General features: G+C 65.7%; 24 protein-coding genes. 15 read left to right on the top strand and 9 right to left on the bottom strand.

The window, feature by feature from the left end; genetic code table 11:
* From ACNH6H_RS09005 to ACNH6H_RS08960, 10 genes are all read left to right on the top strand, one after another.
* Positions 1-648: an SAM-dependent methyltransferase gene (locus ACNH6H_RS09005; protein WP_418317160.1), complete on the top strand. Its 648-nt coding sequence runs from the start codon at positions 1-3 to the stop codon at positions 646-648.
* 79 nt (positions 649-727) lie between these two features.
* Positions 728-1855, top strand: a complete 1128-nt coding sequence (locus ACNH6H_RS09000) for a patatin-like phospholipase family protein (protein ID WP_418317159.1) — start codon at positions 728-730, stop codon at positions 1853-1855.
* A gap of 10 nt (positions 1856-1865) precedes the next feature.
* On the top strand, positions 1866-2243 hold the full coding sequence (locus ACNH6H_RS08995; protein ID WP_418317158.1) for a VOC family protein: 378 nt from the start codon (positions 1866-1868) through the stop codon (positions 2241-2243).
* Between the two features lie 198 nt (positions 2244-2441).
* The gene (locus ACNH6H_RS08990; protein ID WP_418317157.1) at positions 2442-3560 is read left to right on the top strand and encodes a PAS domain S-box protein; all 1119 of its coding nucleotides are present in this window, start codon (positions 2442-2444) and stop codon (positions 3558-3560) included.
* Positions 3557-4246 carry a response regulator gene (locus tag ACNH6H_RS08985; protein ID WP_418317156.1) on the top strand — a complete coding sequence of 230 codons (690 nt, stop codon included), beginning with the start codon at positions 3557-3559 and terminating at the stop codon, positions 4244-4246. The genes ACNH6H_RS08990 and ACNH6H_RS08985 overlap by 4 nt, the downstream gene beginning before the upstream one ends.
* 121 nt (positions 4247-4367) lie before the next feature.
* Positions 4368-5771 (top strand): CmpA/NrtA family ABC transporter substrate-binding protein, encoded by a 1404-nt coding sequence (locus tag ACNH6H_RS08980; protein ID WP_418317155.1) that lies wholly within the window; start codon positions 4368-4370, stop codon positions 5769-5771.
* Positions 5771-6640 (top strand): nitrate ABC transporter permease, encoded by an 870-nt coding sequence (ntrB, locus tag ACNH6H_RS08975; protein WP_418317154.1) that lies wholly within the window; start codon positions 5771-5773, stop codon positions 6638-6640. The genes ACNH6H_RS08980 and ntrB overlap by 1 nt, the downstream gene beginning before the upstream one ends.
* On the top strand, positions 6630-7538 hold the full coding sequence (locus tag ACNH6H_RS08970; RefSeq protein ID WP_418317153.1) for an ABC transporter ATP-binding protein: 909 nt from the start codon (positions 6630-6632) through the stop codon (positions 7536-7538). Before ntrB ends, ACNH6H_RS08970 begins: the two co-directional genes overlap by 11 nt.
* On the top strand, positions 7535-7978 hold the full coding sequence (gene cynS, locus ACNH6H_RS08965) for a cyanase (protein ID WP_418317152.1): 444 nt from the start codon (positions 7535-7537) through the stop codon (positions 7976-7978). The genes ACNH6H_RS08970 and cynS overlap by 4 nt, the downstream gene beginning before the upstream one ends.
* Before the next feature lie 20 nt (positions 7979-7998).
* The gene (locus ACNH6H_RS08960; protein ID WP_418317151.1) at positions 7999-8463 is read left to right on the top strand and encodes a DUF1348 family protein; all 465 of its coding nucleotides are present in this window, start codon (positions 7999-8001) and stop codon (positions 8461-8463) included.
* Positions 8464-8481: 18 nt separating this feature from the next.
* Here the strand turns inward: ACNH6H_RS08960 and mgtE are convergent, their stop codons facing one another.
* From mgtE to ACNH6H_RS08945, 3 genes are all read right to left on the bottom strand, one after another.
* On the bottom strand, positions 8482-10152 hold the full coding sequence (gene mgtE / locus ACNH6H_RS08955) for a magnesium transporter (protein ID WP_418317150.1): 1671 nt from the start codon (positions 10150-10152) through the stop codon (positions 8482-8484).
* Positions 10153-10491: 339 nt separating this feature from the next.
* Positions 10492-11301: a 2-keto-4-pentenoate hydratase gene (locus tag ACNH6H_RS08950; protein ID WP_418317149.1), complete on the bottom strand. Its 810-nt coding sequence runs from the start codon at positions 11299-11301 to the stop codon at positions 10492-10494.
* Between the two features lie 514 nt (positions 11302-11815).
* Complete coding sequence (locus ACNH6H_RS08945) at positions 11816-12445, bottom strand: hypothetical protein (protein ID WP_418317148.1); 630 nt, start codon at positions 12443-12445, stop codon at positions 11816-11818.
* A gap of 318 nt (positions 12446-12763) precedes the next feature.
* Between ACNH6H_RS08945 and ACNH6H_RS08940 the strand changes: the two genes are divergently transcribed.
* Positions 12764-13501, top strand: a complete 738-nt coding sequence (locus ACNH6H_RS08940; protein WP_418317147.1) for a GDSL-type esterase/lipase family protein — start codon at positions 12764-12766, stop codon at positions 13499-13501.
* A gap of 45 nt (positions 13502-13546) precedes the next feature.
* Positions 13547-13768, top strand: coding sequence for a DUF2945 domain-containing protein (locus ACNH6H_RS08935; RefSeq protein ID WP_418317146.1), 222 nt, complete (start codon positions 13547-13549; stop codon positions 13766-13768).
* Between the two features lie 18 nt (positions 13769-13786).
* On the opposite strand, the gene ACNH6H_RS08930 is transcribed toward ACNH6H_RS08935, so the two are convergent.
* From ACNH6H_RS08930 to ACNH6H_RS08910, 5 genes are all read right to left on the bottom strand, one after another.
* Entirely contained in the window at positions 13787-13999 is a 213-nt protein-coding gene (locus ACNH6H_RS08930) for a hypothetical protein (RefSeq protein WP_418317145.1), read from the bottom strand.
* A gap of 187 nt (positions 14000-14186) precedes the next feature.
* On the bottom strand, positions 14187-14420 hold the full coding sequence (locus tag ACNH6H_RS08925; RefSeq protein ID WP_418317144.1) for a hypothetical protein: 234 nt from the start codon (positions 14418-14420) through the stop codon (positions 14187-14189).
* Complete coding sequence (locus ACNH6H_RS08920) at positions 14402-14965, bottom strand: hypothetical protein (RefSeq protein WP_418317143.1); 564 nt, start codon at positions 14963-14965, stop codon at positions 14402-14404. The genes ACNH6H_RS08925 and ACNH6H_RS08920 overlap by 19 nt, the downstream gene beginning before the upstream one ends.
* A 276-nt stretch (positions 14966-15241) precedes the next feature.
* A complete protein-coding gene (locus ACNH6H_RS08915) occupies positions 15242-15799 on the bottom strand; it encodes a hypothetical protein (protein WP_418317142.1) in 558 nt (185 codons plus the stop codon).
* A 182-nt stretch (positions 15800-15981) separates the two neighbouring features.
* Entirely contained in the window at positions 15982-16464 is a 483-nt protein-coding gene (locus tag ACNH6H_RS08910) for a hypothetical protein (RefSeq protein WP_418317141.1), read from the bottom strand.
* A 254-nt stretch (positions 16465-16718) separates the two neighbouring features.
* On the opposite strand from ACNH6H_RS08910, the gene ACNH6H_RS08905 reads away from it, so the two are divergent.
* Together ACNH6H_RS08905 and ACNH6H_RS08900 are read left to right on the top strand one after the other, a co-directional pair.
* Positions 16719-18725, top strand: coding sequence for a PAS domain S-box protein (locus ACNH6H_RS08905; protein WP_418317140.1), 2007 nt, complete (start codon positions 16719-16721; stop codon positions 18723-18725).
* Positions 18726-18810: 85 nt separating this feature from the next.
* Positions 18811-19695 (top strand): NAD(P)-dependent oxidoreductase, encoded by an 885-nt coding sequence (locus ACNH6H_RS08900; protein WP_418317139.1) that lies wholly within the window; start codon positions 18811-18813, stop codon positions 19693-19695.
* A gap of 39 nt (positions 19696-19734) precedes the next feature.
* Here ACNH6H_RS08900 and ACNH6H_RS08895 read toward each other — a convergent pair whose 3' ends face one another.
* Positions 19735-20880 (bottom strand): ATP-binding protein, encoded by a 1146-nt coding sequence (locus tag ACNH6H_RS08895; RefSeq protein ID WP_418317138.1) that lies wholly within the window; start codon positions 20878-20880, stop codon positions 19735-19737.
* 69 nt (positions 20881-20949) lie between these two features.
* Between ACNH6H_RS08895 and ACNH6H_RS08890 the strand changes: the two genes are divergently transcribed.
* Positions 20950-21219: a type II toxin-antitoxin system Phd/YefM family antitoxin gene (locus ACNH6H_RS08890; protein WP_418317137.1), complete on the top strand. Its 270-nt coding sequence runs from the start codon at positions 20950-20952 to the stop codon at positions 21217-21219.
* Positions 21220-21222 lie beyond the last annotated feature (3 nt).

Here is a 21222-nt window from a genome sequence, read left to right as displayed (position 1 = left end):
ATGAGCGCAGCCACACCGCCGGAAACCTCACCGTTTGCCGACCCGGCCGGCACCTGGAATGGCCGTTTCTCGCGGCCCGACTACCTGTTCGGCACCGCGCCGAATGAATGGCTGGTCGAACATGCCAGCGTCTGGCAGCCGGGCGACCGCGTCTTGTGTGTCGCCGATGGCGAAGGCCGCAACAGCGTCTGGCTGGCCAAACGCGGCTTGCTCATCGACGCTTTCGACATCTCCGAAGTCGGCGTCGATAAGGCACGCCGGCTGGCAGCCGAGCAGGGCGTCGAGGTCAATTTCAGCGTCACCGATGTCGACGGCTTTGCGTGGCCGCGCGAAGCGTACGACGGCGTCGCGGCAATCTTCGTGCAGTTCGCGCACCCCGCATTGCGCGAACGAATGTTCAATCGTATCGTGCAGAGCCTGAAGCTTGGTGGCACGCTGGTCCTGCAGGGCTATACGCCGCACCAGCTCGACTACGGCACCGGCGGCCCGCCATTCGCCACCCACATGTATACGCGGCAGCTGCTGCGCGAAGCCTTCGAGGACGAACTCGAGATCACGACGCTGCGCGAATACGATGCCGTCGTCAACGAGGGCGAGGGCCACAGCGGCCGCTCGGCGCTGATCGGAATGGTTGGCAGGCGGCGCTGACACGAAGCCGCTTGCCGGGCGCCGCTGGCGGCAGCAGGTCCGGGCTGCGACACTCGGCGTTCCGACCCGCCGCGAAACGATGATGGCCTTTCCCCCCGATACCTCGCCTGCCGTTCCGGCCGTGGCTCCACCCGAACACGAACACACCGTCCTCGTGCTGCAAGGCGGCGGGGCGCTCGGTGCTTATCAAGCCGGCGCCTTCGAAGGTTTTGCCGCCGCCGGCGCATCGCCGGACTGGATCGCCGGCGTCTCGATCGGCTCGATCAATGGCGCGTTGATCGCCGGCAATCCGCCGGAGCGTCGTGTCGCCGCGTTGCGCGAGTTCTGGAGCCGTGTCTCGGCCTGGTCGCCATCGGCCGACCCCGCGCCGCTGCAACCGGTGCGGCCGTGGTTCAACCGCTTTGCCGCCGCATCGGCGACGCTGTTCGGCGTGCCCGGTTTCTTCCGGCCGCGGCTGCCGCACGAGGCGATCGGCGCGCTCGGCATTTACGACACCACGCCATTGCGCGACACGCTGCTCGAGCTGGTCGACTTCGAACTGCTGAACAGCGGCGCCGTGCGGCTGGCGGTCGGCGCCGTCAATGTGCGCACCGGCAACTCGGTCTATTTCGACAACACCCGGCGGCAGCTCGGCGTCGAGCATGTGATGGCCAGTGGCGCGCTGCCGCCCGGCTTCCCGCCGGTCGAGATCGACGGCGAGTTGTTCTGGGATGGCGGCATCGTCTCGAACTCGCCGCTGTGGTACGTGCTCGACGAGGCGCCGATCATCGATGCGCTGATCCTGCAGGTCGACCTGTTCAGCGCGCGCGGCGCACTGCCCACCGATCTCGACCAGGTGCAGGAGCGCCACAAGGACATCCAGTATTCGAGCAAGACGCGTTTCAACAGCGAGCAGCTGCGCCAGCGGATGGCGCTGAAGGCGGCCTTCCGCAGGCTGCTCGACAAGCTGCCGGCCAAGTTGCGCAATGACCCCGACGTCGCGTTGCTCGCCGACGCCAGCCAGCGCACCGAGATCTCGCTGGTGCAGGTGATCAACCGCCACGACACGCGGTCATCGAGCTTCAAGGACTACGAGTTCTCGCGCGCGACGGTCAACGAGCTGTGGCAGGCCGGCCTCGGTGATGTGCAACGCACGACCGCGCATCCCGAGTGGTGCCGCGCGACCCAGCATCACGAAGGGCTGCGCGAGTTCGATCTGACGAAATGAGGGCCGAACGATGAACCTGAACCAGGTGACCTTGCCCGCCGCAGACCTCGAGCGCTCGGTCGATTTCTACCGCCGGATGGGTTTCACGCAGATCGTCGCATCGCCCGACTATGCGCGCTTCGAATGCACGAGCGGCGATGCAACGTTTTCGCTGCACCGCGTCGCCCAGCCGCTGCCGCACAGCCACGTCGTCGTCTATTTCGAGACACCGCAGCTCGATGCCGAGGTCGAGCGGCTGCTCTCGGCAGGGTATCAATTCACGCAACTGCCGCGCGACCAGCGCTGGTTGTGGCGCGAGGCGCGGCTGCGCGATCCGGGCGGCAACGAGTTGTGCCTGTTCTGGGCCGGCGAGAACCGGCGCAATCCGCCGTGGCGGGTGGAGGGTTGAGGCGCACCCGACGCACCGATCTGGTGCTCCGGAGGTGAGATGCATGGCACGGGGCTTGCAGCATGTCGCGATTGCAGCGATTCATGCCCCGAGATGGACCAACCGATCACCGATGACTGCACGACCGGCAATTGCTGCCCGGCATCCGGCCGAGCGCTGCAACACCCTGGCGATCCGTGGAGCCGGCAGCTCGCCCTGATGCTCGAATCCACGGGCGACGGCATCTTCGGCATCGACAACGCCGGAGGCTGCACCTTCGCCAATCGCGCGGCATGCGAGATGCTCGGCTGGCGCGTCAATGAGCTGCTCGGCCGCAACATGCATGCGTTGATACACCACACGCATGCCGACGGCAGCCACTACCCGGAGGGCGATTGCCCGATCTTCAACGCCTTCCGGCGCGGGCTGCCGTGCCGCATCGACAGCGAGGTGCTTTGGCGCGCCGACGGCAGTTCGTTCGCCGCCGAATATTCGTCGTATCCGATCATCGATGATGGCGTCGTGCAGGGCGCAGTGGTCACGCTGATCGACATCACCGAACGCAAGCGCGGCGAGCAACTGCTGCAGCAGGCCCACGAAGAGCTGGAGCGTCGAGTGGAAGAGCGCACGGCCGAGCTGCGCAGTGCGCTCGGCCAGATGCGGGAGCTTTCTGCACACCTGGAAACCGTTCGCGAGGAGGAACGCACCCGCATTGCTCGCGAGATCCACGACGAGCTCGGTTCGCTGCTGGTGGCGCTGAAGATGGACGTCAACTGGCTCGGCGCGCGCGTAACCGGGCAGCCGGAACTCGGTGCCAAATGCCGCGGTATGGGCCGGCTGATCGATACCGCCGTCGACAACGTCGGTCGCATCATGACCGACCTGCGACCGAGCATCCTCGACCACCAGGGGCTGTGGGCTGCGCTCGAATGGCAGGCGCAGGAGTTTCTCGATTCCTCGGAGCTGAAAAGCGATCTGCAGGTACACATCAGTCATGGCGTCGCGGTGCCTCAAGGTCTCGATGGCGAGCGCTGGGCAATCGCGGTGTTCCGCATCTTCCAGGAGATGCTCAGCAATGTCGCGAAACACGCGCGCGCACAAGGCGTGAGGATCCGGCTTTATGTCGACGGGCCGCCCGAGCCGGTGCTGCACCTCGAGGTGACCGACGACGGCGTCGGCGCATTGCCCGAGGCGCTCGACGATCGACGCCGCCATGGCGTGATGGGCATGCGCGAACGTGCAGCGCACTTCGGTGGCACGCTGCGCATCAACGGCGTGCCGGGCCATGGAACAGCCGTGCGGCTCGTGATGCCATTGCCGCCCGCGGAAGCGACATGATCCGCGTCCTGATCTGCGACGACCACTTCATCGTGCGCCAGGGGATCCGCCAGATCCTTGCCGATGCATCCGACATCGTGATGGCTGCCGAGGCCGAGAACGGTCCCGAGGCGGTGCGCGTGGTGCGCGAGCTGCATGCGGCGGGCAACCCGATCAATGTGGTGCTGATGGACATCGCGATGCCACACCGCGACGGCCTCGACGTGCTGCGCCAGTTGCGCAAGGAGTTTCCGAGGACGCCGGTCCTGATGCTCAGCACCTATCCCGACAAGCAGTATGCGGTGCGCAGCATGAAGCTCGGCGCCGCCGGGTACCTGAACAAGAGCATCGACAGCGAACAGATGACGCTGGCGATCCGCAAGGTCGTCAGCGGGGGCTTGTTCATCACACCGTCGGTGGCAGAGCAACTTGCCACCGCACTCGGCGCAGGCCACAGCGACATGGCCGAGACGGCGGCGCACGAACGGCTGTCGAACCGTGAATACCAGGTTTTCCAGATGCTGTCGGGCGGGCGCAGCGTCGGCGAGATCGCGATCGAGCTGTCGCTGTCGCCGAATACCGTCAGCACCTACCGCACCCGCATCCTGGAAAAGACCGGCGCGCGCAACGATGTCGAGCTCGCGCTGTATGCAGTGCGGGCAGACCTGATGCCCGACCTGGGGCGCGAGAGACGCACGGCCGGTTAATCGCCGGAGGCACAGCCGCATCGGCGGCCTGTAGTCGCAGCACTACACGAAGATCCACGCCACGTCGATGGTCGCCGAACGGCGCGGTCGATACGCTTGCTTCCCATACAGGAGATCAGGCATGACCGACCGCAACCGCTTCCGCCCCTACGACACCGACCGCCCATTGATGATGCGCTGCCACTGTGGCGCGGACCACGCGGCGGCAGATCATGACGCGTCGATCACGCCGGTTGTCACAGCGGGCGGCCGCAGCGACGACGATCGCTCGTATTCGCGCGATTTCATCGAAGCCTCGCTCGTCAAGGCACTGCTGCCGAACGAAGCGCAGCGTCGTCGCTTCCTGCAGGCGGTGGGTGCCAACACGGCACGCGCCGCGATTGCCTCGTTGCTGCCGCTCGGTGCGCTCGAGGCAATGGCGCAGGAGGGTGGCAAGGCGCTCGAACGCAAGGAGCTGAAGGTCGGCTTCATCGCGATCACCTGCGCCACGCCGCTGATCATGGCCGACCCACTCGGCTTCTACCGCAAGGAAGGCCTGAGCGTCCAGCTCAACAAGACCGCGGGCTGGGCGTTGATCCGCGACAAGATGCTGAACAAGGAGTACGAGGCGTCGCACTTCCTGTCGCCGATGCCGCTGGCGATCAGCATGGGCGCGGGATCGGTGGCGCAGCCGATGCGTGTGGCGACGGTACAGAACATCAACGGCCAGGCGATCACGCTCGCCAACAAGCACAGGAACAACCGCGATCCGAAAGGCTGGAAGGGCTTCAAGTTCGCGGTGCCGTTCGAATATTCGATGCACAACTTTCTGCTGCGCTACTACCTGGCCGAGGCCGGCGGCCTGAACCCCGACACCGACGTGCAGATCCGCGTCGTGCCGCCGCCGGAGATGGTCGCGAACCTGCGTGCCGGCAACATCGACGGCTACCTCGGCCCGGATCCGTTCAACCAGCGCGCGGTCTACGACGAGGTCGGCTTCATCCACATCCTGTCGAAGGAAATCTGGGACGGCCATCCGTGCTGCGCCTTCGGCGTCAGCGAGGCCTTCATCCAGCAGAACCCGAACACCTTTGCGGCGCTGTACCGCGCAGTGCTGAAGTCCGCCGAGATGGCGCGCGATCCGAAGAACCGCGAGTTGATCGCCAAGGTGATCAGCCCGACGCAGTACCTTAATCAGCCAGAGACGGTGGTGAATCAGGTGCTGACCGGCAAATTCGCCGACGGCCTCGGCAATATTCGCAACGTACCCGACCGCGCCGACTTCGACCCGGTGCCGTGGCAGAGCATGGCGGTCTGGATGCTGACCCAGATGAAGCGCTGGGGCTACATCAAGGGCGACGTCAACTACAAGCAGCTTGCCGAACAGGTCTTCCTGCTGACCGACGCTAAACAGCAGATGAAGGCGCTCGGCCAGAAGGTGCCGGATGGCGCCTGGCGCAAACATATCGTGATGGGCAAGGAGTTCGACCCCGCCAAGGCCGAGGCCTACGCCAACAGCTTTGCGATCAGCAAGGCGGCCGTGTGATGGCGAAGCTCACGCTGCCGAGCCGGCGCAACCTGCAGTCGGCCGCGCTGTCGCTGCTGCTGCTGCTCGGCTTGCTCGCGATCTGGCACGTGGCCACGCTGCCCGAGGCCGGTGTTGCCGCCAAGCTGACGCCCGATCAGATCGAGTACCAGAAGCTGCTCGGCAAGGACCCGGGCGAGACCAAGGCGGGCGGCTTCCCGACGCTCGGCCAGATGGGCGAGGCGATGGTCCGGCACCTGTCCGAACCGTTCTACGACAACGGGCCGAACGACCGGGGCATCGGCATCCAGCTCGGCCATTCGCTGATGCGGGTGGCGCTCGGCTTCGCGCTCGCGGCGCTGCTGGCGGTGCCGCTCGGCTTCGTGATCGGCATGAGCCCGTTGATCTACCGGGCGCTCGATCCGTTCATCCAGCTGCTGAAGCCGATCTCGCCGCTGGCATGGATGCCGATCGCGCTCTACACGATCAAGGATTCGTCGATCTCCGGCATCTTCGTGATCTTCATCTGCTCGGTCTGGCCGATGCTGATCAACACCGCATTCGGCGTCGCCAACGTGCGGCGCGAATGGCTCAATGTGGCACGCACGCTGGAAGTGCGGCCACTGCGCAAGGCCTTCGAGGTGATCCTGCCGGCCGCCGCGCCGACCATCCTGACCGGCATGCGCATCAGCATGAGCATCGCATGGCTGGTGATCGTCGCAGCCGAGATGCTCGTCGGCGGCACCGGCATCGGCTATTTCGTCTGGAACGAGTGGAACAACCTGAGCCTGCCGAACGTGATCTTTGCGATCCTGATGATCGGCTTCGTCGGGATGCTGCTCGATCTGATGTTCTCCCGTCTGCAGAAGCTGGTGACCTATGCCGAATGAATTCCTGAAGGTCGAGCGCCTGGCCAAGGCCTATCCCGGAGCCGCCGAGCCGGTATTCGACGGCGTCAACTTCGGCATCGAGCAGGGTGAGTTCGTCTGCATCATCGGCCACAGCGGTTGCGGCAAGACGACGATCCTGAATGTGCTGGCCGGGCTCGAGTCGGCAAGCAGCGGCCATGTCTTCATGGACGGCCGTGAGGTCGCCGGGCCCAGCCTCGAGCGTGGTGTCGTCTTCCAGGGTCATGCCCTGATGCCGTGGCTGACGGTGCGCGAAAACATCGCCTTCGCGGTGCGCAGCAAGTGGCCGGGCTGGAGCAAGGCGCAGGTCCGCGAGCACGTCGAGCGCTACGTCGACATGGTTGGCCTGTCGGCGGCAATCGACAAGAAACCGTCTGCGCTGTCCGGGGGCATGAAGCAGCGCGTCGGCATCGCACGCGCGTTCGCGATCCAGCCGCGCATGCTGCTGCTCGACGAGCCGTTCGGCGCGCTCGATGCATTGACCCGCGGCACGATCCAGGACGAGCTGCTGCGCATCTGCGCCGAGACGCACCAGACCGTGTTCATGATCACGCACGATGTCGATGAGTCGATCCTGCTCGCCGACCGCATTCTGCTGATGAGCAACGGGCCGCAGGCGCGCGTCGCCGAGATCGTGCGCAACACGATGCCGCGTGACCGCCAGCGCGCAACGCTGCACCACGATCCGCAGTACTACCGCATTCGCAACCACCTGGTCGACTTCCTCGTCGCGCGCAGCGCCGAACTGTCGCACGGCCGGGCGCCGGCGCAGCCGCTCGAGGTCAGCCCAGGGCTCGATCCCGAGCCGCGGCCGCCCTCCGGTCTGCCCGACCACGACCAACCCACTTTCCAACCCGTCCCTCTGAGGAGAATTGCATGAGCCGCATCGACGTCACCGAAAAAATCGTCACCGCGAAGGTGAGCAAGGGCCTCAAATGGTCCGAAGTTGCCGAGAAGGTCGGCCTGTCGAAGGAGTGGGTCACCGCCGCCTGCCTCGGCCAGATGACGCTGAACGCTGAACAGGCCGGCGTGATCGCCAGCGTTTTCGACCTGACCGACGAAGACAAGAAGTGGCTGATGGTCACGCCGTACAAGGGCAGCTTGCCGACCAGCGTGCCGACGGATCCGCTGATCTACCGCTTCTACGAACTCGTCAGTGTCTACGGCACCACCTTCAAGGAACTGATCCACGAGGAGTTCGGTGACGGCATCATGAGCGCGATCGACTTCAGGATGGACCTGAAGCGCGAGGCGAATCCGGCCGGCGATCGCGTCAGCATCCAGATGTCGGGCAAATTCCTGCCTTACAAGACCTACTGACCCGCGGTTCTCGGCGCACGATGTCGCGACCTCCACTTCCGCCGTTCGACGAAGACAGCGCGCGCCTGAAGGTCCGGTTGGCGGAAGACGCCTGGAACACCCGCGACCCGGACCGCGTCGCCGCGGTCTATACCGAAGACACCCGCTGGCGCAACCGCGCCGAATTTCCGCTCGGGCGCGAGCAGGTGCGCAGCTTCCTGCAGCGCAAATGGGCGCGTGAGCTCGACTACCGGCTGATCAAGTCGTTGTGGAGCTGGGGCGGGCCGAGAATCGCGGTGCGCTTCGCCTACGAATGGCGCGACGACTCGGGCCAGTGGTATCGCAGCTACGGCAACGAGAACTGGGAGTTCGACGATGCGGGGTTGATGCGGCGACGCCACGCCAGCATCAACGATCTGCCGATTGCCGTATCCGACCGGCAGTTTCACTGGCCGGCCGGCCGGCGGCCGGACGACCATCCGGGGCTCGACGAGCTCGGGCTTTGACAGCGCCGAACAGGTGCCTCACACCAGCCACAACGTCGCCAGCCCGAGAAACGCAAAGAATCCGACGACGTCGGTGACCGTCGTCAGCACGACGCTGCCGGCCAGTGCCGGGTCGATGCCGGCGCGGTGCAGCAGCAGCGGGATCGACAGGCCGGCGAAGGCGGCCGACAGCAGGTTGATCAGGATCGCCGCGCCGAGGATGATGCCGAGCGTCCAGCTGTCGAACCAGACGACCGCCAGCAGCGCGATCACGATCGCCCACAACACGCCGTTCAGCGCCGAGATGCCGAGCTCGCGCGTCAGCAGCAGCCGCACGTTGCCGGGCTGGATCTGGCCGAGCGCGAGGCCGCGGATCACCAGCGTCAGCGTCTGGCTGCCGGCGATGCCGCCCATGCTGGCGACGATCGGCATCAGCACCGCCAGCGCGACCACCTGCTGCAGCGTCGCCTGGAACAGCCCGATCACCCAGGCCGCGAGAAAGGCGGTCGCGAGGTTGATGCCCAGCCACACCGCGCGCCGCCGCGAGCTGGTCAACACCGGCGCGAACATGTCGGCCTCCTGGTCCAGGCCGGCCATGTTCATCACCGCGCGTTCCGAATCCTCGCGGATCAGGTCGACCACGTCGTCGACGGTGATCCGCCCGAGCAGCCGGCCCTCGTCGTCGATCACCGGCGCCGACAGCAGGTCGTGGTCCTCGAACTGCCGCGCGACGTCGACGTCCGGTGTCTGCACCGGGATCGGCCGCACATCGGTGTGCATCACGTCGGACACGCGGGCCGAGAAGTCGGTCGTCACCAATGCGCTCAGCCGCAACACGCCCTGGTAGATGCCTTGGCGGTCGACCACCATCAGCATGTCGGTCTGCGGTGGCAGCGTTTCGAGCAGACGCAGATAACGCATCACGGTGCCGATGCGCAGCTTGGCGCGCACCTCGATCACGTCGGCATTCATCAGGCCGCCGGCCGAGTCTTCCGGATACGACAGCAGCTCGTCGAGCTGTTTTCGGCGGCTGGCGCCGGCGGCCGCGCGCAGCTGCGCGCCGAGCTCGTGCGGCAGGTCCTGGATCAGGTCGACCAGATCGTCGAGTTCCAGCGTCTGCACCGATGCGACCAGTTCATCCGGGTCGAGGTCGCGCGCCAGCGACGCACAGACATCCTCGTGCAGATAGGTCAGCACCTTGCCGGCGCGTTCGGTCTCGACCATGCTCCAGACAACAGTCCGTTCCTCCGGCGGCAGCGCCTCGAGCAGGCCGGCGACCTTTGCCGGGTGCGTCTGCTGCAGCAGCTTGCCGACGCGTTTGAGCTTGCCGTCGGCCAGCGCATCGCGCACATCCTGCAGGTGGTTCGCGTTCTGCTTCGCCTTGCCGCGATGCCCCTTCGGCTCGTCGTGCTGCGGTTCGCGCGGTTCGTTCGCCGCATCTTCGGCGGCCTGCCGGCGGAGCCGCTCGCGCAGTCCGGGCCGCAGGTGGTGCAGGATCGCCGTCTCTCGCTCCGGAGCGACCTGCTGCCACAAGGCATCGCGCCGCTCGTCGTCGAGCCGCTCGATCAGCGCGGCGATCTTCGCCGGGTGCAGCCGTGTCATCAGCTTGCGCACCCGCTTGTTGCGCCCTGCGGCCAGCGCCTGGATGATCAGTTCGCTGTCGGTGACGGCACCGCGCGAGTCGTCGGTCGGCGTGGGGTTGGTATGCATCAGTGTTGAACGCGGTGGGGCGGGGGATGGCGGACAGGGGAATGCGACCACCTGGGCGTGGCCCCCGGCGGCTGCGGTCCACCATCATGAACGATTGGCCTACCTGCTCCGTCATCGAGCGGGATCCTGTGCTCGCCCCTGGAAAGGGTTGGCGCTGGCCTCCGCCGATGAACTGCCCTCACGACCCCGGCGTCACCCGCACCATCAGCCGGTAGATGAACGCACCGGAGCAGGTGATCAGCAGAAAGCCGTGCAGTGCCTCGATGCCGGCGAGCAGTCGCAAGTGGTCGGTCGGATAGATGTCTCCGAGGCCGAGGGTTCCGCGACGGGCGCGCCGCGCTACTCCGCCAGCCCGATCTCGATCTTGCCGAGCACCCCGTAGTCGGCGACGACGCGGTCGCCTGGCTTGACTTCCAGCGGCACCATGCAGGTGCCGCACGAGGCCCAGTCGCCGGCGCGCAGGCCGATGCCGAGCGACGACAACTCGTTGGCCAGCCAGGTCAGCGCAACCAGCGGTGCGCCGAGCAGCGCGCGGCCTTCGCCGTCGCGTGTGTAGCGCACCGCGCCATCGGCGCCGCTGACGGTGGCCGCCACCGGATGCGCCGCCAGATCGAGCTCGCGCCACGATTCCGGCGCCGCCGGGCCGAAGGCGAACTGGCCGCAGCAGGCATCGTCGGCAAGCAGCTGTGCCTTGCCGGCGCTGGCAAACGCGGCAAAACGCGAATCGGGCGCCTCGAAGGCCGGGTGCAGCGAGCCCACCGCGGCCAGCACCTCGTCCGCGCTGTACGGCGACGCACGCGGCGGCAGATCGGCCCGCATGCGGAATGCAAATTCGGGCTCGGCAACCCGCATCCGGTTGCCGGCCAGCGACAGCGTCGAGCCGATCGGGTGGACAAAGCTGTCGAGGATGCGCCCCGGCAGCGGGCTGTCGACCTGGATGTGCGCCTGCCCGGCGGCGCTGGTTGCGGCGATCTTCCAGCCGACCACCGGCCGGCCGGCGACGTCGGGCAGCGCTGCCTGGATCGCATAGCCGCTGGCGTTGTCCTGCGGGCGCAGCGCGTCGGGCAAGGCATCGATCACCGTGCCCCGCTCACGGCAGGTCCAGAGCATGCGGGCGGCTTCGTTTGCGGCGTTGCGGTCGATCGTCATCGTCGTTCCTGGAGTTCGAGCGGCGACGATGTTGCCATAGCTGGCTGCGCTGGCAGGCAGCCGGTCGCTGCGCATGATGCAGCTTGCGCAGCGATCCGATTCCTGAGCTTTTCGACTGGTGCACAAGTTCCACGAGGCGTGACGATATCGACGTCATGTCGTCACCGGGTTGGATCCTAACCCCGTGCTCGATCGTCAACCGCAGCGCGGTTGTGCGGCGGCCCGGCGTCGAACCGGACCGGCACGACGCGAAGCGACAGCCGGTCGGCACGGGCCATCTGGGCATCTTGTCAGTCGGTCCGAACGCAGGCGCCCTTGAACACGCGCGAATCGGCTCTCCGCGGTCTGCAGTGACCGGTGTGCGGAAAGCCGAAACCGGGCTTTGTCCTTCGCGCGCGGTTTGCCGATCGAGTCTGTCAGCAGCACCTGCCGATCGACACACTCCCGCCGTTATCGCCGCTGAAGTTGCCGGGAATTCCAGTCCGGCCATCTCTGCTGCACGAGGCAGCGGAAGTCAGCTGCCGCTCGCGCAGGCAGTTCCCAATATGACGCTCCTGGCGATGACTTGTGATCGGCATGCATCGACCTCGGCATCTGGCAGGTTGTCGAAGAATGTGGAGATCAACGAAGTGCCGCCGCTGTCGCTCGCATTGAACCTGCAATACCGCTGGTCGTTGTTGATCTCAGCGAAGGTTTGCCCCAAGTCATTCAGCGTGGCGCCGGTTTCGCCGAGGACTGCTTCATATGGACTGACGACACATATCAGATTCGTTCCGGTTCCTCCCGCCGAACTGACGCCATCGATCGTCGCCAGTTCGGCAGCGCTCCAGCACGGGCATGCCGTGTTCGGCTCGAATCCCGGAATCACGCCGCCGCCCTGCGACACATATTGCGCGAGCAGGGCAGCAAGGGAATTCTGCGCCTGCGTCACCGCCTTTGCGTTTGCCCTGGTGCTGGACAGGTGGGCAATCCGGTTGCGTGCGCTGTGGGCCTGGATGCAGGTTGGAAACAGACCGCTCGCGGGATCGAGCCCGCTGCATTGGCCGCCAGACGGATCCATCGGCGCCGCGCGCACGACGGACGTCAGAAAGAGCAGCGCGATACTGCAGCAGGCGATTGATACGATGGACTTGATACTGGACATATCGATTCTCCATTGCTCCGGCGGACCGGACAGTTGTCTGGTGACCACTGCGGAGGCAAATACAGCTTAGGCGCCTGGTCGCAGGGATTGCCGCTCCGATACCCTCGATTGACGCGGGTCGAGACCCTTGCACTTGTCTGGCTGAATCGGGCTGCCGATGACTGCATCGGCACGGCCGATGGCGCGCGCCCACCGCAGCGGTATCGACGCGGCAACCTCGGCGCGCCAACCGGTGGCCGCCCCTTCAACTGCGCGCCGCAGGCGAACCAAATCGCCTGCCGGCCGTCGAACAGGGCCGCCCATGCCGATTACGCACCGATGTCCACCCTGATCACCGTCCTCGTGGTTGTTGCCCTTTCGATTCCGATCGGCCAGGCTGGCTGGCGGTTGAAGAAGTCGGTCGATCTGGCGCGGGCCAGCGAGCCGCTGCAGCAGACACCGGCCGAGCCGGCGAACCGGCTGCTGATCGTCGGCGACAGCACGGGTGTCGGCACCGGTGCAGGGTCGCCGCAGGCCAGCATCGCCGGGCTGATCGCGAACGACCATCCGGCGCTGCTGATCGACAACCGCTCGCGCGATGGTGCACGTTTTGCAGATGTCGTCAGCCAGTTGCAGCAAGCGGAAGGCCAGCGCTACGACCTCGTGCTGGTGCTCGCCGGCGGCAACGACGTGATCAGGCTGACCGACGAGGAAGCCTTGCGCCGCGCGGTTGATAAGTCCATCGGCCAGGCAGCCACGCTGGCCGATCAACTGATCGTGCAGCCGCCCGGCAACGTCGGCAATGCGCCGTTTTTCTTTCCGCCGTTTTCATGGTGGATGACCGAACGCGCGCGCATGCTGCATGCGGTGGTTCGCAGTGCGGTCGAGGCCGCGCCGAACGCCCGCTACGTCAGGCTGTTCGAGGAGCGTGACAACGACCCGTTTGCGCAGCAGCCCGAATTGAATGCGGCCGATGGCCTGCATCCGAGCGCGGCCGGCTACCGGCTGTGGTACGACGAGCTGCGCGAGCAGGGCGGGTTCGAGCAGATCCTGCGCGGGCAGCCGGGCCCGCGCTGATCGCGGCGGCAACCAATCTTCACCGGCACATCACGGAGCAACGCCATGGCTGACGCATACCCGACGAATACCAAGGTGCAATGGGACTGGGGCGGAGGAACCGGAGAAGGCTACGTTCGCGGGGTCTTCAGGGAAAAGGTGAGCGAGGTCCTCAAGGGCAGCAAGGTGACGAGGAACGGCAGCGACCAGGACCCGGCCTATCTGATCGAACAGGACGACGGCGACAAGGTCCTGAAGCTGCACTCGGAGTTGCGTCGGAGTACGTGACGGCGCCTGCACCGCTGGTCAGCGGGCCTTCTTCCTCGTCTTGCGCGCAGGTGCGGGCGCCGCATGGCCGGTCCAGAAGTCGATCATCTGCTTCGCAGCATCGGCCTGCACGGCTTTTGTCTGGCGCTTCATCGCGGCTGCGGCCTGGCCGCGTGCGGAGCCGGCGACGCGGTTCGCCGAACTGAGCCACATGCTCATGAACGGGTTCTTGGTGGTCCAGGGATTGCGCATCGGTTTCCTTGTTCGGTTCGGCGCCCGATCTTGAGGCATCAGGTCCCTCATGCCTCTGCCGTCCGGCGCATTCTGATGTCGTCCAAGGCCTACGGCTGGCCTGGTGCCGGCATCCGGGCTGGCGCATACGGGTCCGGCTATTGCTCGGGTGTCGCACCGTGGCGTTATTTGAGTGGCCGATGCAGGATCACGCCATGTCCACGCCCCTGCAATCCTTCCTGTCTTCGGCGATCGGAAACTGGGACATGCACAGGGAAGGGACATAGAGCGGGATGTCTTCGTCGAGCGCTTCCCAGTGAATGCCACTTGGGCTGAGCTCGGAAGCCGCCTGGTTGTGCGCCGCCCGCAGCGGCGCACCTGCCAGCGGCCGGCGCTTGCAATTCTCCGATTGCGAGGGTGCGCTCAGTTCATCTTTTTCCACATCAGCGCCGTGTAAACCGATTTGCCCAGTTTCTGGTCGAGCTTGTAGGCGCCAAATCCCATAAAGCACTTGTCGTCGCTGGTGATCAGGCCGATGATGATTCCGCCGGCTCCCTCGCGGCCGCTGAGCAACTCGAATTGCTTCTTCGTGTCGACGGCGTCGGTCGGCTTGAATTCGCAGATCAGCTGGAACCCCTGCCGCGTCTTGATCTCGGCCCATAAATCGTTGCATTGGGGCGTGCCGACATGGGCCACGCGGATTGCCCCGTCGAGCTTGTATTTGGCGAACCAGCAACCGCTGAAATTCGAGCTGAGTACGGCCTTGCCCTGTGGAATGACCCAGTTGATGGCCCCTGGTGCATACGGCAGGTAGACGCAAGATCCCCTCGTGGTCTTGGTGCCCCGCAGGAAGCGATGCCGCGACGCGTCCAGATCGATCTCCTTGACACCGAAGGAGACTTCTGTCTTCTCGGCGGCGGTCGTCTCCTTCGAGAAATCGTTTGCGTCGGTGACGATCGAACCTGTCTCGAAAACCGATGTGATCATGTCTGCCTCCTCCGGGGAAATCATCGTGCACCAAAACCGTCGGGGCGTCATCCGGTCAGCGCTGTCCCTGCTCGCTGCGCATCGCCTCCTCGAACCATCTGGCTGCGTCGGGTGCAGGCGGGCCGGCGTGCAAGAGAAGCGCGTCAGCGCAGACATGGCATGCCGATCATTGCCATCCGGAACATGATTTCATCGGACCCGGTTGCCGCATGGGAGACGCCTGCGGACTGTCGGCCGGCACTGCGGCCGGCCGATCCGGAGCGCGAGCGCCCGCAGTCAGAACCAGCCGAAATAGCTGATGGCGGCTCCGATGGCAGATCCGATTGCTGCACCTGCAACTGCCAGCCCGACCGCCGGTGCACTCACCACCCCAGCCACTGCGATGCCGACCGCAACGCCGATGCCGGCGCCGACGGCAGCAGCGCCGAGCGTGGGTTTCTCGTCGAAGACGATCAGGTAGGCGCCTCCGATCACCAGGGTCGCAGCCACGGCATACCCGAGCACCATGCCAGGCTGCGCGATCTCGGGATCAGGGATGTTCCTGATGACCTGATCGACTGCGGCGAATACCGCGGCGGCACCGCCAGCTTGCGCCATGCTGGTCTGATCGAAAACCGGCGACAGGGTCTTGCTCGTCAAGGAGGTGACCGCCGAATTCAGCCCGGCCATTTGCGCCGCGCTGGGCATGCGTCCCGCTGGCGCCATCTCCTTGGCCCTGGACAGATACTGTTCGACGACTTCGAAGCGCGCTTCCATCTCGCCGATCAGACGCCGGTCGCCTTTGGCGCAGATGCGCGCGATTCCCTCCTGTACGTTGTCGAAGCTCTGCTTCAACTGCGCCGCGTTGTGCGCGAATTCGTCCGATCCCAGCGTCTTCGAATCGCGATCGAGCTGGGGAAAAAAGCTGGCGTCAAGGCGTCGCAGCAATAGATCAACTTGCATACGGTTCTCCTCAAATGCCGAGAGAGCTTCCTCACTCGGCCATGTGTACGTTGTTCGCGGATTTCAGCTCCCGCTCAGCCGCCGTGCATGTCCGCAGCCTTGAACGCATGCGCCAGTGCTGCCGGCGTGAGCTTGCGCAGCTCGGTGAGCGAGTGCAGTTGCTCCTTGCCGCATCCGGTGCAGTGGTAGACCGGCATCGCCAGGTCGATCTCGAGGCCGGGTTGATCGGGCATGCCTGGTCTGACGGTGAAGGTATGCCGGTGGTCGGGCTTGGGTTCGAGTTCGCGGCCGCAGTCGTGGCAGTGGAAATGCTTGAACATCAGCACGCCCTTTTCGTCACCGGCCGGCAATTTCGCTTCGTCTTCCTGCACGAGGTGGTCGAGGAGCCGCTGCGGGAACTCCGCTTCGATGAACTGCCTGTGCCCGTTCGGGCAGGTCAGCACGGTCAGGTTGCGTACGGTCACCGTCAGCGTCTTTTCTTCGCCGGATGCTGAATCGATCCGATGCGTCGACGTGTCGGCTTGGCAGGTCTTGCATGGGCGGTAGCTATCGGTCATGGTCCCCTCCGTGTGTGGATGGTCAGGGAATGCTGCCGCGCGCGATCCACACGCCGACGCACGGGGCGCATGGCCTTCTTTCTACTCTTCAATCGCGGCCGTGGCCAGGATGGCCGGCGTTGGCGCCACTGTCGCGGTTGGCCACGCGCGCCGGGTCGCCGGGCTGCTTGCCGCTGCGCTCGTGACTTCGGCACCCCGAGATGGGGTAAAACAAACCCTGCGCCAACAATGGAGGCCGCGCTCCAGGGCGAACAATGACTGCCGACTTCACACCCGCCCAATCGCATCTCCGGCAGAGCGAGGAGCGTTTCCGTCTGCTGGTCGACAGCGTCCGCGACTACGCGATCTTCATGCTCGACCCGTCGGGCCATGTGCTGACCTGGAATGCAGGCGCCGAGCGTTTCAAGGGCTACCAGGCCGAAGAGATCATCGGCCAGCATTTTTCGCGCTTCTACCCTTCCGCGGCGCTGGCCCGCGGGCTGCCCGAGCAGGAGCTGGAAATCGCTGCGCGCGACGGCTCGTTCGAGGACGAGGGCTGGCGTGTGCGCAAGGACGGCTCGTTGTTTTGGGCGAATGTCGTGATCACCGCGATGCGCGACCCCGACGGCGAACTGGTCGGCTTCGCCAAGGTCACGCGCGACCTGACGCAGCGGCGCAGCCACGAGGAGGCCTTGCGCCAGAGCGAGGAGCGTTTCCGGCTGCTGGTCGAGGGTGTGGCCGAATATGCAATCTTCATGCTCGACGTCAACGGCCGGATCGCGACCTGGAACGTCGGCGCACAGCGCATCAAGGGCTACAGGCCCGACGAGATCATCGGCCGGCACTTCTCGGTGTTTTATCCGCAGGATGTGCGCGACAGCGGCTGGCCGGAGCACGAGCTGCAGGTTGCAGCCGAGACGGGCCGTTTCATCGATACCGGCTGGCGCGTGCGCAAGGACGGCACGATGTTCTGGGCCAACGTGACGATCACGGCGCTGCGCGACGAAAGCGGCAAGCTGATCGGCTTCGCCAAGCTCACCCGTGACCTGACCGACAGCAAGCGCGCGCAGGCAATCGAGATCGCCAGCCTGGAACGCGAGGCGCTGCTCGAGGCCGAGCGCAGCGCGCGGATCGAAGCGCAGCGTGCCACGCGCATCAAGGACGAATTCCTTGCCACGCTGTCGCATGAACTGCGCACCCCGCTCAGTGCGATCCTCGGCTGGACGCAGATCCTGGCCAGGGGCCAGGCCCTCAGCGCCGACCAGCGCCGGGGCATCGACGTCATTGCCCGCAACGCGCGGGCGCAGGTCCGGTTGATCGACGAAATGCTCGACATGAACCGGATCCTGACCGGCAAGATCCGGCTCGAGATGCAGCAGATCTCGATGCGAGAGGTCGTGCAGTGCGCAATCGACGCGGTGGCGCCTGAAGCGATGGCAAAGGGCATCAGCCTGCAGAACGAATTCGGTACCACCGCGATGCCGGTGAGCGGCGACAGCAGCCGGCTGCAGCAGGTGGTGTGGAACCTGCTGACCAACGCGATCAAGTTCACGCCCGCAGGCGGGCAGATCCGGGTGCTGCTGAACCGGGTCGAGCCGCACGTCGAACTGAGCGTGGCAGATACCGGCGTCGGCATACCGGACAGCTTCATTTCACAGGTGTTCGAGCGCTTCTGGCAGCGCGACAGTTCGACCAGCCGGGCACACGGAGGCCTCGGGCTCGGGCTTGCGATCTGCAAGCACCTGGTCGAGCTGCACGGCGGGACGATCCGCGTCGAGAGCCCGGGCGAAGGCCAGGGCGCGACGTTTTTTGTCGATCTGCCGGTCTCGGTCGAGGCGGTCGTCGAACCGGGCGAGGGCGGGCCGGGTGCGGGTGCGTCGGACGCGCAAGGCCCGCTGCCGCCGAGGCTGCACGGCGTGCACGCCGCGATCGTCGACGACGAGCCTGACGCCCGCGAGATCCTCGAGCTGGTGCTGACCGAACAAGGCGCAACGGTGGTGAGCTTCGGCGCCGCCGAAGAGGCGCTGGCGGTGATCGCAACCTCGAGGCCGGCCGTCATCGTCAGCGACATCGGCATGCCCGGCATGGACGGCTACCAGATGATCCGGGCGCTGCGTGCCGGCGAGTCCGCTGGCGACCGCATTCCGGCGCTGGCGCTGACCGCATTTGCCCGCGCAGACGACCGCGATCGCGCACTGGCAGCGGGTTTCCAGGCGCATCTCGCGAAGCCGTTCGACACCGCCGAACTGGTCCGGCTGATCGCCGAACTGGTCGGCCGGTGAGCCTGCCGCCGGGGCCGTCCTGCCCGCCCGCGGCTTCTTTCTTCTACAGTCCGACGATACCCCGCAACGCATCGAGGAGTCGTGAATGTCAAAACCCGCAGTCGGTTTCATCGGCCTCGGCCTGATGGGCAGCAACATGGTCGAGTGCCTTCAGAAGAACGGCTTCGAGCCGATCGTGATGGCCCGCAACCAGCAGGCCATTGATGCCGTCGTCGCCCGCGGCCCGGCGACCGTCGCGAAGACCCCCGCCGAACTGGCCGCGGCCAGCGACATCGTGATGCTGTGCGTCACCACATCGGCCGTTGTCGAAGATCTGGTCTATCGCGAAAACGGCATCCTGGCCGGCATCAAGCCGGGCGCGGTGCTGATCGATTTCGGCACCTCGGTTCCGGCCTCGACCCGCCGGATCGGCGCCGACCTGGCCAAGAAAGGCGCCGGCATGATCGACGCGCCGCTTGGCCGCACGCCCGCGCATGCCCGGGACGGGCTGCTCAACATCATGGCCGCCGGCGACCGCGAGACTTTCGACAAGGTCAAGTCAGTGCTCGACGTGCTCGGCGAAAACGTCTTCTATCTCGGTGCGCTTGGCGCCGGCCACACGACCAAGCTGATCAACAACTTCATGGGCATGACGACCGTCTGTGCGATGTCGCAGGCATTCGCGGTGGCCGAGCGTGCCGGCGTCGACCGCCAGCAGCTGTTCGACATCATGTCGGCCGGCCCGTCGAATTCGCCATTCATGAAGTTCTGCAAGAACTACGCCGTCGACGGCGTCAGCGACCTCGGCTTCTCGATCGCCAATGCCGGCAAGGACCTCGGCTATTTCCTGCAGATGGTCGACGACCTGGGCACGCGGGCCGAGATTGCCGAGGGCACTTCGTCGAATCTGCAGGCCGCGATCGATGCCGGCATGGGCGACGGCAATGTGCCCGAGATCTTCGACTGGTTCCGCAAGCGCGAGAAGCCGTAGTGCACGGCCGCGGCCGTTGCAATCAGCACGCTCGGCCTGCTATGCGCCGCGACGCACGGCGATCCGAGGCAGCCGCAGTTCGAAGCGCGTGCAGGAGTCGTCAGAGGTCACCGTGACGTTGCCGCGATGCGCCTTTGCGATTTCCCGCACGACATACAGGCCAAGGCCGAGGTTGGCGCCGGCAAGCTGTGATTCCGAATCCGTCTCGCCGCCGGCGTGGCGAACCATCGGGTCGAAAAGCCGCGCCATCAGATGGGCAGGAATCGGCCTGCCGGAGTTCTGCACGCCGAGCACCAGTTCATCCTTGCTGGTGCCGTCCGCCACGACGTGAATCCGCGTGCCGCTGGCACCGTACTTCATCGCGTTGAAGACGAGGTTCGACAGCGCCTGGTGCAGGCGCCGGGCGTCCCATTCGCCGTGCATGTCGCCGCGCACTTCCAGCTCGAACTGATGCCCACGGCTGATGGCCTCGATCTCGTCCAGCGTATTGCGGGCGAACTGATCGAACTGCAGCGCCGACGGGTCGATTGCAATCTCGGAGCCGAGCCGGTGCCGGGTGTACTCGACCATGTCGTCGAGCAGCGATTTCATCTGCGCGACGCTGCGCAGAATGATCGCCGACTGCGGTGAACCGTTCGGGCGGGTACGCATCTCGACGGCCACGCACGCCGAGATCGCACTCAGGGGCCCGCGCAGGTCGTGCCCCAGGATGCCGAGAAACAGATCGCGCGACCGGTTGACCTCGGCGACGAAGACCTTCAGCGACTCGGCAATCGCCTGGTCGACAGCCTCGTTGAAGCGGGTGACATCTTCCAGATCCTGCACATGTGCATCGTGCGCGGCCGCTGCCCACAGGCGCAGCACCGTCGCGCGCAGCGCCCGGTATTCGGCGACGAGTTGCTCGACCTCGAAGCCCTGCCGCTCCCGCTGGCGCGCATGGCTGCGCGACGGCACGCCTTCCGACTGCGACGCGCTGGCACTGTTGCCCTCCGACTTCGCCTGGCGTTCGTCGTCGCATTGGGGGCGCTGCATGTCGGCGGCAATCTCTTCGAGAATCAGGCGGCCATGGTCGAGCAACGCGACTTCGTCCAGGTTGGCTGCCGCAGGCAGCTGCTCCCGCGCGAACGCGACCCAGTCGGCCAATATGGCGTCGAGGTTTTCGCTGATGAAGGTTGAAAGCCGCATCACCCATTCTGCCTCGGGAGCCTCACTCCGGACGAATGGCTAAAATGGCCAATCAACGAGGAGAATCCGATGCGCGTTACCGCCACAGAGGCCAAGAATCGTTTTGGCAGCCTTTGCGCCCAAGCCAAGCGCGAGCCGATCTTTGTGGAAAAGGCGGGGCAAATCGATACCGTGATCCTCTCTGTCGAACACTACGAGGCCCTGCAGGAGAAACAAAAGAAGGCCAGTCGTGCCACTCGCAAGAAGGCGTTCGAGGCCGAATTCGGTGACTGGATTGCCGACCAGAATGCCCGTTTCGAAGCCCACGGTATTCCTGGCGCCGACTTGCGCCCCTGGTGAGGC

The organism is Pseudideonella sakaiensis (genome assembly GCF_048320135.1).
GTDB lineage: Bacteria > Pseudomonadota > Gammaproteobacteria > Burkholderiales > Burkholderiaceae_C > Ideonella_A > Ideonella_A sakaiensis_A.
Note: the sequence above shows the minus strand (reverse complement) of the source record. Positions and strands in the feature narration are given on the sequence as shown.

Excerpts from the sequence above, each read along its gene's own strand:
- ACNH6H_RS09005 (WP_418317160.1), top strand. The coding sequence starts at position 1 with ATGAGCGCAGCCACACCGCCGGAAACCTCACCGTTTGCCGACCCGGCC.
- ACNH6H_RS09000 (WP_418317159.1), top strand. The coding sequence starts at position 728 with ATGATGGCCTTTCCCCCCGATACCTCGCCTGCCGTTCCGGCCGTGGCT.
- ACNH6H_RS08995 (WP_418317158.1), top strand. The coding sequence starts at position 1,866 with ATGAACCTGAACCAGGTGACCTTGCCCGCCGCAGACCTCGAGCGCTCG.
- ACNH6H_RS08990 (WP_418317157.1), top strand. The coding sequence starts at position 2,442 with ATGCTCGAATCCACGGGCGACGGCATCTTCGGCATCGACAACGCCGGA.
- ACNH6H_RS08985 (WP_418317156.1), top strand. The coding sequence starts at position 3,557 with ATGATCCGCGTCCTGATCTGCGACGACCACTTCATCGTGCGCCAGGGG.
- ACNH6H_RS08980 (WP_418317155.1), top strand. The coding sequence starts at position 4,368 with ATGACCGACCGCAACCGCTTCCGCCCCTACGACACCGACCGCCCATTG.
- ntrB (WP_418317154.1), top strand. The coding sequence starts at position 5,771 with ATGGCGAAGCTCACGCTGCCGAGCCGGCGCAACCTGCAGTCGGCCGCG.
- ACNH6H_RS08970 (WP_418317153.1), top strand. The coding sequence starts at position 6,630 with ATGCCGAATGAATTCCTGAAGGTCGAGCGCCTGGCCAAGGCCTATCCC.
- cynS (WP_418317152.1), top strand. The coding sequence starts at position 7,535 with ATGAGCCGCATCGACGTCACCGAAAAAATCGTCACCGCGAAGGTGAGC.
- ACNH6H_RS08960 (WP_418317151.1), top strand. The coding sequence starts at position 7,999 with ATGTCGCGACCTCCACTTCCGCCGTTCGACGAAGACAGCGCGCGCCTG.
- mgtE (WP_418317150.1), bottom strand. The coding sequence starts at position 10,152 with ATGCATACCAACCCCACGCCGACCGACGACTCGCGCGGTGCCGTCACC.
- ACNH6H_RS08950 (WP_418317149.1), bottom strand. The coding sequence starts at position 11,301 with ATGACGATCGACCGCAACGCCGCAAACGAAGCCGCCCGCATGCTCTGG.
- ACNH6H_RS08945 (WP_418317148.1), bottom strand. The coding sequence starts at position 12,445 with ATGTCCAGTATCAAGTCCATCGTATCAATCGCCTGCTGCAGTATCGCG.
- ACNH6H_RS08940 (WP_418317147.1), top strand. The coding sequence starts at position 12,764 with ATGTCCACCCTGATCACCGTCCTCGTGGTTGTTGCCCTTTCGATTCCG.
- ACNH6H_RS08935 (WP_418317146.1), top strand. The coding sequence starts at position 13,547 with ATGGCTGACGCATACCCGACGAATACCAAGGTGCAATGGGACTGGGGC.
- ACNH6H_RS08930 (WP_418317145.1), bottom strand. The coding sequence starts at position 13,999 with ATGCGCAATCCCTGGACCACCAAGAACCCGTTCATGAGCATGTGGCTC.
- ACNH6H_RS08920 (WP_418317143.1), bottom strand. The coding sequence starts at position 14,965 with ATGATCACATCGGTTTTCGAGACAGGTTCGATCGTCACCGACGCAAAC.
- ACNH6H_RS08910 (WP_418317141.1), bottom strand. The coding sequence starts at position 16,464 with ATGACCGATAGCTACCGCCCATGCAAGACCTGCCAAGCCGACACGTCG.
- ACNH6H_RS08905 (WP_418317140.1), top strand. The coding sequence starts at position 16,719 with ATGACTGCCGACTTCACACCCGCCCAATCGCATCTCCGGCAGAGCGAG.
- ACNH6H_RS08900 (WP_418317139.1), top strand. The coding sequence starts at position 18,811 with ATGTCAAAACCCGCAGTCGGTTTCATCGGCCTCGGCCTGATGGGCAGC.
- ACNH6H_RS08895 (WP_418317138.1), bottom strand. The coding sequence starts at position 20,880 with ATGCGGCTTTCAACCTTCATCAGCGAAAACCTCGACGCCATATTGGCC.
- ACNH6H_RS08890 (WP_418317137.1), top strand. The coding sequence starts at position 20,950 with ATGCGCGTTACCGCCACAGAGGCCAAGAATCGTTTTGGCAGCCTTTGC.